The organism is Parasediminibacterium sp. HNIBRBA5674, from assembly GCF_056745525.1.
The window spans coordinates 72,822-88,193 of sequence record NZ_JBQWIE010000016.1 but is presented as its reverse complement, the minus strand read 5'-3'; the positions used below and the strand labels follow the sequence as shown (position 1 = coordinate 88,193).

Below are 15,372 nucleotides of genomic sequence, written 5' to 3'. Positions count from 1 at the left end.
AGTTTGATGAGTGTGGTAACTTTTAAACTCTTTTCGATGCTCACTTATTTTATAACTAGCAACTTGCGTTAATTATTCAACATCAACGGCATTACTAGCATTAATAAATCTTCACCTTCTGCTTGTTCGCTTGGTTTAATTAAACCCGCTTTAGTTGGTGTAGATAATTCTAATCTCACTTCGCTAGTTTCTGCTGCATTTAGCATTTCAATTAAAAACTTCGCGTTGAATGCTATTTGTAAATCTTCACCATCGTATTGGCAATTCATACGTTCGTTACCTTCAAAGCTAAAGTCAACATCTTGTGCTGCCATTTGCAATTCGCTACCAGTAATGCTTAGTGCAACTTGGTTAGTGCTTTTATTACTAAAGATGCTTACGCGGCGCAATGCACTTTGAAAATCTGCTTTTGTAACTATTAGTTTGTACGGATTATCAGCAGGAATTACCACTTTGTAATCAGGAAAACGTGCATCAATTAAGCGACAAATCATTTGTACATCACCATGATTTACAAACAAGTGATTGCTATTGTAGCTTACCGTAATTTCATCATCATTATCTGGCAAAGCATTGCGTAATAAGTTCAACGGCTTTTTAGGAACGATGAAAGAATCGGTTTTTGTAGCAAATGTATCAGTGCGTTTATAGCGTACTAAACGGTGTGCATCGGTAGCTACAAACTGAACACCATCTTTACTTAGCTCGAAAAATACACCTGTCATTGCTGGGCGCAAATCATCGTTACTTACAGCAAATAGTGTTTTGTTGATAGCTGTAACCAAGGCGGTACTTTTCATCGTAAAACCAGTGGTATCATCACTTGCAGGCTCTTTAGGAAAATTGTCTGGGTTTTCGCCTGGCACTTTGTACTTACCATTATCGCTGGTAATTTCTACCGCAAAGTTTTTATCAATGTTAAACGTTAATGGCTGATCAGGAATATTTTTTAAACTGTCAATTAAAATTTTGGCAGGAATACAAACTTTACCATCTGCTTTGCTTTCAACTTCCATTTGCACACGCATTACCGTTTCTAAATCGGTAGCTGTGATACTCAGTTTTTTATCTTCAATATCAAATAGAAAATCTTCTAAAATAGGCAACACCGTATTGGCATTAATAACACCATTAATTTGTTGTAAGTGCTTTAACAGCGATGATGACGAAACAATAAACTTCATTCTAAAGCAATTTTTATGTTGGCAACAAACGTACTGCAATTTGGTAATATTCTTAAGATAGATATTGCTATCAAATTCATTTTACGATAGAATGTGGTTATTGTGTGAATTGATTTTGTGAAAACAGATTAATTTTGAGACAACTCATGTTACAAAAAAAGAATTTAACGCCAGAGCAAGCTTTACAAAAACTAAAACACTTTTGTAGCTATCAAGAGCGTAGCCATTACGAAACGCAGCAGAAACTATACAGTTTAGGCTTATACAAAAAAGACGTAGAGATACTTTTATCGCAACTAATAGAAGAAAATTACCTGAACGAAGAACGCTATGCTATAGCTTTTGCAAGTGGTAGGTTTAGGATAAAGCAATGGGGCCGCATAAAAATAAAATATGAAATGCAGCAGCATAAGGTAAGTAGCTACAACATTACCAAAGCACTAAAAAGCATTGATGAAACTGATTATTTAGCTACCTTACAAGCATTGGCAGTAAAAAAATGGGCTAGCCTTAAAAGCGAGCAATACTTAAACCGACAAGCTAAAACCACTAGCTTTTTAATGCAGCGAGGTTTTGAGCCCAATTTAATTGCAGCCGCTATTGGCAAAATAAGAGATAATTCTAAAAACAAGTAGTATGTCGTTAACCATCACCATTATACAAGCAGATTTGGTTTGGGAAAATGTAGATGCCAATCTTGAACGATTTACCCAAAAAATAAATAGCATTACTACCAAAACTGAAGTAATTGTACTACCAGAAATGTTTAGTACAGGTTTTAGTATGCTGCCAGAAAAACTAGCCGAAACCATGGATGGTAAAGCAGTGCGATGGATGCTAAAAATCGCTATAGAAAAACGTGTAATTATTACTGGTAGCTTAATGATAGCAGAAAGTGGCAGGTATTATAATCGATTAATTTGGGTGTTGCCAAATGGACAAATGGGCTATTACAACAAGCGCCATTTATTTGGCTATGCCAATGAAGACAACCATTACACAGCAGGTAATAAACGTTTAATAGCACAAGTAAAAGGCTTTAAAATAAACTTACAGATTTGCTACGACTTGCGCTTTCCTGTGTGGGCAAGGCAGCAAGCTAATAAAGACGAGGCTGCTGAATATGATATTTTACTGTACGTAGCCAACTGGCCAGAAAAAAGAAGTCACGCATGGAAAACGCTACTATCAGCAAGAGCCATCGAAAATCAATGTTATGTTGTAGGCGTTAATCGTGTGGGTAAAGATGGCAATGGTATTTATCACAGCGGTGATAGTATGGTGGTAAATGCGCTTGGCGAAACTTTATACCACAAAGCTGATGATGAAGACATTTTTACCATTACACTTGATAAAGAACCACTAGAAAAAATAAGAGCGAGTATTCCTTTTTTAAAAGATGCAGATGCGTTTAAGATACTTTGATTTTTACAACACGAATTCAAGCGAATTGCACGAATAGGCAACTAATCTTGGAAGCAATTCGTGTAATTCGCTTGAATTCGTGTTCTATAATATTTTACCAGCCGTCACCATCTATTAAATTGCCTAAGCCACCAAGTACGCTACCTTCTTCTTTTCTAGTACTTGTGCCATATTGCAATATTCTGCTAGCAAGGCGGCTTATTGGTAAGCTTTGAATCCATACAGTACCAGGGCCTTGTAGTGTTGCAAAAAATACACCTTCACCACCAAATAATGTATTTTTAATACCGCCTACAAACTGAATATCGTAATTAACTGTTTGTGTAAATGCGACTATACAGCCTGTATCTATCTTCAATATTTCGCCTGGTTGTAGTTCTTTTTGGTGCACGTGGCCACCTGCATGCATAAAGGCCATACCATCGCCTTCTAGCTTTTGCATAATAAAACCTTCACCACCAAATAAGCCTGTACCAAGTTTGCGTTGAAATTCTATCCCTACGCTTACACCTTTGGCCGCACATAAAAACGCATCTTTTTGGCAGGTAATTCTACCACCAAGGCGGTATAAATCCAATGGAATAATTTTACCAGGGTAAGGCGATGCAAAGCTGACGTGCTTTTTACCATAAGACACATTGGTAAAGGCTGTCATAAACAGGCTTTCACCCGTTAATAAACGCTTACCTGCGCTAAATAATTTGCCCATTAAGCCACTACCTTGCTGATTGCTGCCATCACCAAAAATGGTTTGCATTTGAATACCATCATCCATCATCATAAAAGCACCTGGCTCAGCAACAGCGGTTTCATTTGGATCTAGTTCTACTTCTACATACTGCATTTCTTCACCCAAAATGCGGTAATCTATTTCGTGATTTTGTATCATAGTTAGTTGTTTGTTTTTAGTGATTTCAAAAATAACTATTCAGCATGTATCACAAATAGAAATGGGATAAATATGTATAAAGATTTTGTGAAAATTGGTTTGCCCTAAAATAAAAAAACCATCCGCGTGGGCAGATGGTTGTCGTTCGTAAACAACTGGGGGTTAAGGGGTATTTCTTTTCCGAGTAATCCTAGTGTAAGGTTGATAACTATTTCGGTAAAAAATAATTTGCGATTAATAAGGTTATTGTCGGGCTAAATTGCCCGACAACAACTTTATTAGGCTGCTAAAAGAATAGGGGTATTTCTTTTAGCGGGTGTATATTTTGTTAAATAACAAAACATACCATCTTTTCACTCATCCACTGTTTTCTAAGCTCTTAAGTTTGATTTTAATAGGATTTGGTAATCTTATTTTCTTAGGACGCTGAATTCTTTGTTTTTTAATTAGGATTTAAAATGTCTGTTTTTTTAAAGGGATTTTATTTTTTAAAAGGTTTGGCGTTAGTCTGTTTATCAATCTTTTTTCTACATTTTCTCAATTTCTTTCGTGCCAATCAATTTCCAAAGGCAGTGCCAAAATATAAGTCGCTGATAATCAATAAAAAATATTTTTAACGGGCCAAGAAATATCTAATTTTTGGAAATAATTTCTATAATTTGGACAATCTTTACACCATTATCCATTTTTGCTAACATGCTTAATTATGAGTGCTTATAATATTTTTATGGTTGAAGACGATAAATGGTATGGCGAGCTATTGCAATACCACATCAGTCTTAACCCCGATTATAAGATTACTCGCTTTGAAACGGCCAAAGACTGCCTCAATAAACTATACCTACAGCCAGACTTGATAACTATTGATATATCGTTGCCAGATATGCAAGGCGATAAGTTGTACCAAAAAATACGTGAAATAGACAAGCAAGTACCAGTAATTGTCATTAGCTCGCAAGAAGATATTACAGTAGCTGTGAACCTTTTAAAAATGGGCGTAAGTGATTATTTGGTAAAAGACGAATCGACCAAAGACTTACTTTGGAAAAGCATTATTCATATAAGAGAAAACCAATCTCTTCGCAAAGAAGTAGCACAATTACGAGAAGAATTGGGGCAAAAGTTTTCGTTTGAAAAAACATTAATAGGCCAAAGCGATGCACTGAAAAATATTTTCAGAATCATGGAAAAAGCATCTAAAACAAATATCAACGTATCGATAACTGGCGAAACTGGGACAGGTAAAGAAGTAGTGGCCAAAGCCATACATTATAATAGTGATAGAAAGAAAAAAACATTTGTACCCGTAAATATGGCTGCCATACCAAGAGAACTGGTAGAAAGCGAATTATTTGGGTACGAAAAAGGTGCATTTACAGGTGCTATAACTAGAAAAATAGGCAAATTTGAAGAAGCAAATGGCGGTACTATTTTTTTAGATGAAATAGCAGAACTAGACTTAAGTGTACAAAGTAAATTGCTACGTGTATTACAAGAAAGAGAAGTGGTACGCATAGGCGGTAACGATAAAATAAAACTTGACATTCGCTTGCTAGTAGCTACGCATAAAAACCTTGCAGAAGAAGTAAAAAAAGGTAATTTTAGAGAAGATTTATATTATCGTATTATTGGTTTACCAATCGATTTGCCGCCATTAAGAGAACGTGGTAACGATGTATTGATATTGGCTAAACATTTTTTAGACGACTTTGCTAAACAGAATAAACTTGGCAACATAAATATTGCACAAAGCGCTAAAGACAAATTACTGCGCTACAATTTTCCTGGTAATATACGTGAGCTAAAAGCTATTGCAGAACTTGCTGCTGTAATGTGTGATGGCAATGAAATAGTAGCAGATGATATTACTTTTAACGCAACAAGAAACGATGAGAATTTTTTAACAGAAGAAAAAACCTTACGAGAATACACGCTAGATATTATTAAATTGTATTTAAAAAAGAATAATAACGATGTGATTGCTACGGCTAAAAAACTAGATATAGGAAAGAGTACCATTTACAAAATGATACAAGATGGTGATATTCAGCATTAAGTTATAATCCAAATTACGGAATAAAATTCCGTAATTTGGAAAAAAGAAAGTCGTATCAGATTATAAACAGTTGACTATCAGTTATTTGGTTCAGTATTTACTTAGGTATAATTTATGATTTACTATGGGATTATCTCATAAGAAATTATCTACCTAATATGTACGGCATAGTAAACAAAGCAATAGAAGATTTGGTGATTGCCAATTTTGGGGAAGAAAAATGGCAGGCCGTTAAAGACCGCAGTGGTGTAGATATTGATTTTTTTATTAGTAACGAACCTTACGACGATGAAATTACTTTTTTATTGGCCAATGGGGTAGCTGCAGAAATGAATATGCATATAGATGATGTGTTTAATGCATTTGGCGAGTGGTGGATATTGAAAATAGGAAAAGAAAAATATGGTGGTTTAATGGCAGCAGGTGGTAAGCATTTAAAAGAATTTTTGATTAACTTGCCCGTGTTTCATAATAGGATAATGATGATTTATCCTAAATTAACACCACCAGAGTTTAGAATTAGTGATATACAAGACCATCAATTGTGTGTGCATTATTTTTCTAAAAGAGCTGGTTTAAGAGAGTTTGTGCGAGGTTTACTAATGGGGTTAGGTAAAATGTATAACACCCCATTGGAAATAGAATTAGTGCAAGAGAAAATTGGGGGCGATGGTCACGAGATTTTTAAACTAATTTGGTAATTATATTTTGGCAAATCAATTCCTTTTTGAAAAACAACAGTTTAACAGGTTATTCCCGTTCTATATCCGCATAAGCCAAAGTTTAAATATTGTAGACTATGGCCTTACCTTACAAAAAGTACTACCAAATAAGCAAAACCTACCTTTAACGGATAGCTGCATTATTAAGCGACCAGCAGATATAGAAATAAGTTTCCAGTCACTTAAAAACATTGCTGGTCAGCAAGTTATAATAGAGTGTTTAAACGAAAATCGTATAAAACTTCGCGGCCAAATTGAGCACTTAGCAGAAAGAAATGAACTCTTATTTTTAGGCTCGCCTTGGTTTGGGTCGATAGAAGAAGTATTAGAAAATAATTTAAGCCTAGATGATTTTGCCTATCACGACCCAATGATAGACTTGCTACACGTGCTAAAAACACAAGAAATAACTTCAGATGATTTAAAGCAAGTATTAAAAACGGTAAACAAGCAAAAAAATGAACTTAAAAAGGTTAATAAAGAAATACATGACATCGCTTTATTTTCTCGCCTTACACCCAACCCTTTAATACGAATAGACTTACAGGGCAATATATTAACAAGAAACCCTGCTGCCGAACAACTAAACACGTTTAATGAAAATGGTATAAACTATACCTACAAAGATTTTTTTGTACATATATCTGAGAAATTTAGCGGCGATAATAAAGAATGGACTTTTGAAATAAAATCGGGCGAAAAAGACTTTTCCTTTATTTGCAAACCATTGGTAGAAGAAGGTTATATTAATATTTATGGTAGAGATATTACACAGTTTAAAAAAGACCAAGCAGAACTACATAAGCTATCATATATTATTCAACAAACACCTAATGCCATAGTAATTACAGATGCTTTAGGCAGAATAGAATGGGTAAATAAAGGATTTAATGATAATACAGGTTACACACTAGAAGAGGTAAAGGGTAAAACGCCAGGCAGTATATTGCAGGGTCCAGAAACCGATAAAAATACCAAGCTTTACATACGAGAGCAAGTACGCAATGCACAGCCATTTACCTGCGAAATTTATAACTATAAAAAAACTGGTGAAGGGTATTGGCTACGTATTAATTCGCAACCAATATTTGATGCAAAAGGCCAATTAATTCAATTTTTTGCCATAGAAGAAGACATTACCAAGGAAAAAGAAGCAGATAAAAAACTAAAAGAGTTTGACAAGCGACTAAATCTAGCGCTTCAAAAAATGGGCGACAATGTGTGGGAACACGATTTTAGCACTAACCAAACTAATTTCTCACAAAAAGAATTTGACCTACTTGGTTACTCGTCTGACGACTTTAAGAATAATGTAGACCTGTGGTATAATTGTGTACATCCTGAAGACAAGCATATTGTTCAAAATACAGACAAACAATATCGCCAAGGCAAAATAGACCACCACTCACTTGAGTACCGTGTCATTGATAAAAACGGGGTTACAAAATGGGTGCTTGATAGAGGGGTTGTAATTGAACAAAGCAACAGTAAAAAACCACTACGTATCATTGGTACCCATACAGATATTACGGCAAAAAAATCTATAGAAAAAGAGGTAGAAGCATCGGCAAGCCGTATGTCGTCGCTTATTACCAATTTACAAGCAGGTGTTCTACTGGAAAGTGAAGATAAACATATTAAACTTGTAAATAAGCGTTTTTGCGAGTTGTTTGGCATTCAAATAGAACCATTAAAACTTGTTGGAGTTAATTGTGTAACAGCTGCAGAAAATTCAAAATATTTATTTAAAAATCCCGAAAATTTTATTGAAGGCATAGCCAGAATATATCAATCTAAAGAACTAGTTACAGGCGATAAACTTGAACTTGTTGATGGCAGATGCTTTGTGAGAGATTTTATCCCTATTTGGAATCAAGGTGTGTTTGTAGGTAGTCTTTGGGTATATAACGACATTACAGAGAAGCTAAATACAGAAAGAAAACTTGAAGAGCAACGCGTTTTTTATGAAGAAATATTAGACAATATTCCTTCTGACATTGCTGTATTTGACAATAATCACAAGTACTTATATCTAAATCCTAAAGCCATTAAAGATGTAGAACTGCGTAAATGGATGATTGGCAAAAAAGATGAAGATTATATAGCGCTTAGAAATTTGCCGCAAAGTATTCTAGAAGACAGACGTGCTATTTTTAACGCTGTTACAGAGTCTAAACAACTAAAAAGCTGGGAAGAAGAGAGAACGTTGCCAGACGGATTGAAGGTTTATATATTGAGAAACATGTATCCAGTATTGGATAAATATGGTGAGGTTAAAATTGTAATAGGTTACGGTGTAGATATTACTGATATTAAAAACATTCAAAACCAGATAGAGCTTAGCGAAAAAAGCTATAGAGATGTGATAGATAATAGCATGGCTATTATAACCACTCACGACCTTCAAGGCAGATTTTTAACCGTAAACCCTATGGTAGGTAAACTATATGGGTATACTGACGAAGAAATGATTGGCAATAGCATTACAGAATTTATGCTGCCAGAAGACAAAGAATTATTTACAGCAGTTTACTTAAATAAAATAATTGAAGAAAAACAAGCAAATGGCATTTTACGTGTAATAAATAAAAATGGCAATGTTATTTACACATTGTACAACAATTTCTTAAAAGAAGAACCAGGTAAACCACCATATATAATCGGCTTTTCGGTAGATATTACAGATAGAGTATTAGCCGAAAAAGAACTAAAAAAAGCCAAAAAAATTACCGAAGAACTAGCTAAAACCAAGCAAAATTTCTTGGCTAATATGAGCCACGAAATACGCACACCTATGAATGCCATTATGGGTATGGCAAACCAGTTGGGCAAAACACCGCTAAACTCTACTCAACAGTTTTATTTAAATACTATCAACTCTGCTTCAGATAATTTATTGGTAATAATAAACGACATTTTAGATTTATCGAAAATTGAAGCAGGCAAGCTAAGCTTTGAAAATATTGGTTTTGAACCGCACTTATTTGTACTAAATGCCATGCAAGTATTGGCTAATAAAGCAGATGAAAAAGGCTTAAAACTTACTAATTCGTATTTTGACGATTCAGTTTCTAAAGTACTTATAGGCGACCCTTACAGGCTTAACCAAGTGATGCTTAATCTAATAAGCAATGCTATTAAGTTTACCGAAAAAGGTGGTATAGATGTAAAATTATATGTACTTAGCAACAATGAACAATCTCAATTAATACAAATAGCTATTACCGATACAGGCATAGGTATGGATCAAGAATTTGTACAAAGGCTATTTGATAAGTTTAGCCAAGAATACGAATCGGTAAGTAGAAAATATGGTGGTACTGGCTTAGGTATGAGCATTTGTAAAGATCTTGTAGAACTGATGGGTGGTAAAATATACGCTACAAGCAAAAAAGGTACTGGCACCACCGTTACATTTGAATTAGAACTTAAAAGAGGTACACAATCAGATTTAAAAATCAAAGAAATAGTTGAGTTTAAAAAGGACTTTTTAGCCGATAAAAAAATATTGATAGTTGATGACAACGATATGAATCGTTTGGTTGCATCTATTATTTTAGAAAACTATGGTACACAAATTTTTGAAGCAATTAATGGTGCAGAAGCTATAGAAATGGTAAATAGCGTTAAGCCAGATTTAGTATTGATGGACCTTCAAATGCCTATTGTAAATGGTTTTGAAGCAACAGAAACCATTAGAAAGCAAGGCAATAATGTACCAATAATTGCGTTAACAGCTAATGCCATAAAAGGCGAAAACGATAAGTGTTTTGTATCTGGTATGAACGATTATGTGCCTAAGCCTTTTAAAGAAGAAGACTTGCTTAAAGTAATAGCCAAGTGGCTTGATAAAGAAGTAGCCACTAATACTACACAAATTGTAGAAACTAACATTGTAATGCCCGATAACAACGATGTGCTTTTATACGACCTCACAAACCTTAACGCCATTAGTGGCGGTAACGAGGTTTTTATTAAAAAAATGCTAGCAATTTTTTGTGAACAAGCGCCACAAATGATGCAAGATATGCATGCTGCATTTACAGCCAACGAGTTAGAAAAAATGGGCGCTTTGGCACATAAGATTAAACCAAGTATCGATAATTTAGCCATAGATTCGTTAAAACAAGTTATAAGAGATATAGAAGCAGTAGGAAAAGGTAAATCAACAAGTGATGATTTGCCCCAAAAGCTGCAATTATGCCAAGATGTAGTTGTAAAAGTGGTAGCCCAAATGCATAATGCATATCCTGACTTGTAGTAAAACCTAAACTATTACAAGATGAAAGTAGCACAAAAGCTGTTTAAAAATGGGCAATTTATGCCCCAATCTGGTGATGCGCTTAATAGCGATACTAAAAAACTTGTGCTAGGCTTTGGCAGTAAAATGTTACTGCAGGACGACACTATTTACAATCAGTTACTGCAAGATTATCCGCAATCAGATATCGTGCTTTGCTCTACCGCTGGCGAAATTTACGATGATACTGTGTACGACGATACCGTATCGGTAGTGGCAATAGAGTTTGAAAAAACGCAATTCACAACTATTTCCATTAATATAAAAGACCAACCAAATAGCTTTGAAGCTGGTAAACGTTTATTTAATCAGTTGAATTTTTTAGGTGGTTTGTCTTATGTATTGATAATATCTGATGGTGGCTTGGTAAATGGCAGCGAACTAGTAAGAGGGATAGAAGATATTAACCATGGCAATATACCCATAACAGGTGGCCTTGCAGGTGATGCGGCAAGATTTATATCTACGTTGGTAGGTTACAATCAAACACCAGCCGAAGGCAATGTAGTAGCCGTTGGTTTTTATGGTAGCGATTTAAAAGTAGCACACGGCTCTATGGGCGGCTGGGAAATTTTTGGTCCAGAAAAAAAGGTTACACGCTCAGTAGCCAATCGCTTGTACGAAATAGATAATGGTAGCGCACTAGATTTATACAAAAAGTACCTTGGTAAATATGCCGACGAATTACCTGCATCTGCATTATTATTTCCACTTTGTGTACGTTTAGAGGGGCAAGAAGGCTACCTAGTACGCACTATCTTATCCATAAATAATCTAGAAAAAGAAATGGTATTTGCTGGCGATATACCAGAAGGTGCTTATGTACGCTTTATGAAAGCCAACTTTGATAAAATTATTGATGCCGCCAATCAAGCTGCTAATAATACGTTGGTACAATTTGATAATGCTTTAAATGCTAACCCCAAGTTAGCACTGCTTATAAGTTGTGTTGGTAGAAAGTTGATACTAAGTAAGCGTATAGATGAGGAAATTGAAACCGTAAAAGATATATTTGGCAACGAAACTATTATTACTGGCTTCTATTCGTACGGAGAGATTTCGCCGCTCAATCCACATAGTAAATGCGAGCTGAACAACCAAACTATGACTATTACAACCTTTAACGAATAAGATGCAGCCTAACTCTAACCAACCATACCACAAACTAGTACAAAGGCAACTTAAAAAATACGGTAGCCCAGAGTTACTTGCTAATGAACAATTTTTACATTTCATTGAAGCAATAAGCGACTCGTATGAAGCTTTTGATAAAGACAAAGAACTTTCTGACCATTCATTTACCATTAGCCAGCAAGATTTTTCTGAAATAAATAAAAAGCTTAAGGAAGAGTTTGAGCTTAAAAATATTTTCATAAAAAAACTAAAAGACGCATTAAATAATATATCCACCAAGGCAAACAATGCATTTATTCATCAAGACGATGATTTACTGCAAATAGTAGATTTACTAAACGATGAAATTACCAAACGTAAAGAGGTAGAAAGTCAATTATTATTGGCAAAAGATGAAGCCGAACTAGCTAGCCAAGCCAAGTCTGAGTTTTTATCAATCATGAGCCACGAAATACGAACACCGCTAAATGCGGTTATTGGTATGGGGCATTTACTGCTAAAAAATAACCCACGAGAAGATCAAATTGCCAACTTAACAGCACTTAAAACCTCAGCCGATCACCTACTCGTATTAATTAACGATATTCTTGACTTTAATAAAATAGAATCTGGAAAACTAGAACTAGAAGAATCTGTATTTAGTATTAAAAAAATTATTGGCGATATTATCACTGGCAATAAAAATGCAGCCGACGAGAGAGAGAATCAAATTATTCTAGACATTGATAACAACCTACCTCAACACTATATTGGTGATGGTTTAAGGCTAGGCCAAGTGTTTAATAATCTTATTTCAAATGCTGTAAAATTTACCCAAAAAGGTACCATCACAGTTAGTGCTAAGTTGAACAAACTACTGCCTAACAAACTTGCAGAAATAGATTTTGCAATAAAAGACTCTGGTGTAGGCATAGCGATAGACAAACTGAACAGCATTTTTATGCCTTTTATGCAAGCGTCTACTTCTATCACTAGAAAATATGGAGGTACGGGCTTAGGATTGGCTATTACAAAACGCATTTTAGGTCTTTTGCATTCAGATATTCATGTAAGCTCACAACCTGGTAGCGGCTCTACATTTTACTTTACCTTACAACTAAAAATTGCAGAAATAGATCAAAATACGATAGCTGCAGAAGATGTAATAGACTTTGATTTAAAAGGTAAGCGCATATTACTAGTAGAAGATACACAGTTTAATATCCTTTTTGCCACACAATTACTAGAAAGCTGGAATGCTGCTATTGAAGTTGCAGAAAATGGACTTTTGGCAACAGAAAAACTGCAACAAAATAGTTACGATTTAGTACTAATGGACTTACAAATGCCAGTGATGGATGGTTATACAGCTACCGTAAAAATTAGAGAGTTTAACAATGCCATACCTATTATTGCTCTTACTGCATCTGCAACAACCAATGTAAGAGAAAAAGTACTGGCAGTAGGCATGCAAGACTATGTAACCAAACCTTTTAACCCTAACGATTTTTACTTAAAACTAAAGCGCCACTTGGTACTATAAACCAATTAAGGTTTCAATAATCCAAAAAAAGTTACGGCAAATTTTCCATCCTTTACAGTGCCCTGCACTTTAGCTTTTCTTATTGCGTTGCAAAAGCCTTCTTTACTGTGTGCATCACCATGGTTATCAATATCAGTGACTGATACATAGTAGCAAGTATCGTTGTACTTAACAGCTAGTTTACAATCTTTGCCTTTCATTTTAAACATACAAGTACCGCAACTTGCATCTAGTGTATAGGTAGGTTTGTTATTATCAAATAGCAGTGTTTTCTTTGGCGTTTGCTGCGCAAAAATTGATGTTGTGGTAATAAATAGAACACAAAACCCAATTACTAACGCTTTCATGTATTGAAGATAGTGGCTAAAAACAAAGAAAGCACTATTTCTAGTGCTTTTTCGCTCTCCCTGTTGGACTTGAACCAACGACCCTCTGATTAACAGTCAGATGCTCTAACCAACTGAGCTAAGGAAGAATTTTCCCTGTTTGGGGTTGCAAAAATAGGGGATAATTTATTTTGACAAAATTTTTTATAAAAAATTGAAGAAACTTTTTTCTTCAAAGCCTATGAACACGCCCTCTTCAGTATTTTTTATGGGATAGGTTTTTAAAAAAAAGCCTTCGCCAGTTACATTTCTGCCATTTTTAAGGCTAAACTTATATCTATGCAATGGGCAAACTGAATTGCCAAGCGCATCGATAAAACCATCGGCCATAATACCACTTGCATGTGGGCATTTGAACGCAAAAGCAAATAGCTCATTTTGATATTGGGCTAATGATATTTTTTTGCCATCAGCTTCTACCACGCACATACCATTTGCTTGAAATGTAATAGCGCTTTCATTTTCAGCAATTTTGTACCAAGTTATTTTTTTATCGCCCATACAGGTTACTACTAAAAGTGAATGGTTTTGTAAGGGTATCTAATACCATACATTTCTCTCACTTTTTCCATGATGGTTTCACGTAACAAATCAATGTTTTGGCGTTCTATGGCAGATATAAATACGCAGTTATTATTGGTTTCTTCTTCCCAACGCTCTTTTAGTTCGCGGCGTAATTGCTCTTTCACACTATCGTCTAGCCATTCGTCAAAATACTTCTGCTCGTACAAATCCATTTTATTAAAAATGGTCAGTATCGGCTTTTCAAACGCTTTTAAGTCTTGCAGCGTTTTATTTACAACACCTATTTGCTCCTCGTATTTTATGTGCGATGTATCTACCACGTGCAACAAAATATCAGCTTCACGCACTTCATCTAACGTACTTTTAAAACTTTCTACCAAGTGGTGCGGTAGTTTTCTAATAAATCCAACCGTATCGCTCAGTAAAAAAGGCGTGTTTTCAAATACCACTTTTCTAGTAGTGGTATCTAGCGTTGCAAACAATTTATTCTCTGCAAAAACTTCGCTTTTACTCAGCAACGTCATCAAGGTGCTTTTACCTACGTTGGTATAGCCTACCAAAGCCACACGAATAAACTCGCCACGCTCTTTGCGTTGTGTAAACGATTGCTTATCAATTTCTTGTAGACGCTTACGCAGCAACGAGATTTTATCTTTTACAATACGTCTATCCGTTTCAATTTCAGTTTCACCTGGCCCTCTGCTACCAATACCACCACCTTGTCTTTCTAAGTGCTTCCACATACCTTTTAAGCGTGGTAAAATGTATTGGTATTGTGCTAGCTCCACTTGTACTTTAGACTGTGCTGTTCTCGCCCTGCGGGCAAATATGTCTAAAATCAAATCGCTTCTATCGAGGGTTTTGGTTTTAAGCTCGGTTTCAATATTAATAATTTGCGATCCGGTTAACTCATCATCAAACACAACCAAGCCAATGTTTTTGCCTTGCAAATAATTTTTAATTTCTTCTAGCTTGCCTTTACCCACAAAGGTTTTGCTATCTGGGCGTAGCATTTTTTGAGTAAATCGCTTTACGGTTTTTGCGCCAGCAGTTTCTGCCAAAAAAGCCAATTCATCTAAGTATTCCTCTACTTGCTCGGGTGTTTGGTCTTTTTGCACCAAGCCTACCAGTACGGCACGTTCTTCGTCCTTTATTTTCTGTTTCTCTATCAACTAATAATAATTTGTACAAAAGTAGTTGGTTTTGCCGTCTTGTATCGTATTCACCCA

The 15,372-nt window shown here is 35.2% G+C and carries 12 protein-coding genes and 1 tRNA gene; 7 read left to right on the top strand and 6 right to left on the bottom strand.

The annotated features are described in order from the left end of the window. Positions 1–68: 68 nt before the first annotated feature. Positions 69–1,184 (bottom strand): DNA polymerase III subunit beta, encoded by a 1,116-nt coding sequence (gene dnaN / locus ACT9TX_RS09840; RefSeq protein WP_481338113.1) that lies wholly within the window; start codon positions 1,182–1,184, stop codon positions 69–71. A gap of 134 nt (positions 1,185–1,318) precedes the next feature. Between dnaN and ACT9TX_RS09835 the strand changes: the two genes are divergently transcribed. Both ACT9TX_RS09835 and ACT9TX_RS09830 read left to right on the top strand, forming a co-directional pair. Continuing rightward, positions 1,319–1,819 (top strand): regulatory protein RecX, encoded by a 501-nt coding sequence (locus ACT9TX_RS09835; protein WP_481338112.1) that lies wholly within the window; start codon positions 1,319–1,321, stop codon positions 1,817–1,819. 1 nt (position 1,820) lies between these two features. Then, positions 1,821–2,609, top strand: a complete 789-nt coding sequence (locus tag ACT9TX_RS09830) for an amidohydrolase (RefSeq protein ID WP_481338111.1) — start codon at positions 1,821–1,823, stop codon at positions 2,607–2,609. 94 nt (positions 2,610–2,703) lie between these two features. On the opposite strand, the gene ACT9TX_RS09825 is transcribed toward ACT9TX_RS09830, so the two are convergent. Further along, positions 2,704–3,498 carry a TIGR00266 family protein gene (locus ACT9TX_RS09825; RefSeq protein ID WP_481338110.1) on the bottom strand — a complete coding sequence of 265 codons (795 nt, stop codon included), beginning with the start codon at positions 3,496–3,498 and terminating at the stop codon, positions 2,704–2,706. Positions 3,499–4,204: 706 nt separating this feature from the next. On the opposite strand from ACT9TX_RS09825, the gene ACT9TX_RS09820 reads away from it, so the two are divergent. The 5 genes from ACT9TX_RS09820 (at position 4,205) to ACT9TX_RS09800 (ending at position 13,232) form a co-directional block, all read left to right on the top strand. Continuing rightward, on the top strand, positions 4,205–5,554 hold the full coding sequence (locus ACT9TX_RS09820) for a sigma-54-dependent transcriptional regulator (protein ID WP_481338109.1): 1,350 nt from the start codon (positions 4,205–4,207) through the stop codon (positions 5,552–5,554). 158 nt (positions 5,555–5,712) lie between these two features. Then, a complete protein-coding gene (locus tag ACT9TX_RS09815; RefSeq protein ID WP_481338108.1) occupies positions 5,713–6,255 on the top strand; it encodes a heme NO-binding domain-containing protein in 543 nt (180 codons plus the stop codon). Between the two features lie 7 nt (positions 6,256–6,262). Continuing rightward, positions 6,263–10,537: a PAS domain S-box protein gene (locus tag ACT9TX_RS09810; protein ID WP_481338107.1), complete on the top strand. Its 4,275-nt coding sequence runs from the start codon at positions 6,263–6,265 to the stop codon at positions 10,535–10,537. 21 nt (positions 10,538–10,558) lie between these two features. Continuing rightward, the gene (locus ACT9TX_RS09805) at positions 10,559–11,707 is read left to right on the top strand and encodes an FIST signal transduction protein (protein WP_481338106.1); all 1,149 of its coding nucleotides are present in this window, start codon (positions 10,559–10,561) and stop codon (positions 11,705–11,707) included. Between the two features lies 1 nt (position 11,708). Beyond that, positions 11,709–13,232 carry a response regulator gene (locus ACT9TX_RS09800; RefSeq protein ID WP_481338105.1) on the top strand — a complete coding sequence of 508 codons (1,524 nt, stop codon included), beginning with the start codon at positions 11,709–11,711 and terminating at the stop codon, positions 13,230–13,232. Positions 13,233–13,237: 5 nt separating this feature from the next. Here the strand turns inward: ACT9TX_RS09800 and ACT9TX_RS09795 are convergent, their stop codons facing one another. The 4 genes from ACT9TX_RS09795 to hflX form a co-directional block, all read right to left on the bottom strand. Beyond that, positions 13,238–13,579 carry a DUF6370 family protein gene (locus ACT9TX_RS09795; RefSeq protein ID WP_481338104.1) on the bottom strand — a complete coding sequence of 114 codons (342 nt, stop codon included), beginning with the start codon at positions 13,577–13,579 and terminating at the stop codon, positions 13,238–13,240. A 54-nt stretch (positions 13,580–13,633) separates the two neighbouring features. Then, positions 13,634–13,707, bottom strand: a tRNA-Asn gene (locus tag ACT9TX_RS09790). A gap of 55 nt (positions 13,708–13,762) precedes the next feature. After that, on the bottom strand, positions 13,763–14,119 hold the full coding sequence (locus tag ACT9TX_RS09785; RefSeq protein WP_481338103.1) for a Rieske (2Fe-2S) protein: 357 nt from the start codon (positions 14,117–14,119) through the stop codon (positions 13,763–13,765). Between the two features lie 11 nt (positions 14,120–14,130). Continuing rightward, positions 14,131–15,315 carry a GTPase HflX gene (gene hflX / locus ACT9TX_RS09780; protein WP_481338102.1) on the bottom strand — a complete coding sequence of 395 codons (1,185 nt, stop codon included), beginning with the start codon at positions 15,313–15,315 and terminating at the stop codon, positions 14,131–14,133. Positions 15,316–15,372: the final 57 nt, after the last annotated feature.

Bases quoted from the DNA above. Each gene is read 5' to 3' on its own strand.
- ACT9TX_RS09805 (WP_481338106.1), top strand. From the start codon at position 10,559: ATGAAAGTAGCACAAAAGCTGTTTAAAAATGGGCAATTTATGCCCCAA.
- dnaN (WP_481338113.1), bottom strand. From the start codon at position 1,184: ATGAAGTTTATTGTTTCGTCATCATCGCTGTTAAAGCACTTACAACAA.
- ACT9TX_RS09800 (WP_481338105.1), top strand. From the start codon at position 11,709: ATGCAGCCTAACTCTAACCAACCATACCACAAACTAGTACAAAGGCAA.
- ACT9TX_RS09815 (WP_481338108.1), top strand. From the start codon at position 5,713: ATGTACGGCATAGTAAACAAAGCAATAGAAGATTTGGTGATTGCCAAT.
- ACT9TX_RS09830 (WP_481338111.1), top strand. From the start codon at position 1,821: ATGTCGTTAACCATCACCATTATACAAGCAGATTTGGTTTGGGAAAAT.
- ACT9TX_RS09795 (WP_481338104.1), bottom strand. From the start codon at position 13,579: ATGAAAGCGTTAGTAATTGGGTTTTGTGTTCTATTTATTACCACAACA.
- ACT9TX_RS09820 (WP_481338109.1), top strand. From the start codon at position 4,205: ATGAGTGCTTATAATATTTTTATGGTTGAAGACGATAAATGGTATGGC.
- ACT9TX_RS09785 (WP_481338103.1), bottom strand. From the start codon at position 14,119: ATGGGCGATAAAAAAATAACTTGGTACAAAATTGCTGAAAATGAAAGC.
- ACT9TX_RS09825 (WP_481338110.1), bottom strand. From the start codon at position 3,498: ATGATACAAAATCACGAAATAGATTACCGCATTTTGGGTGAAGAAATG.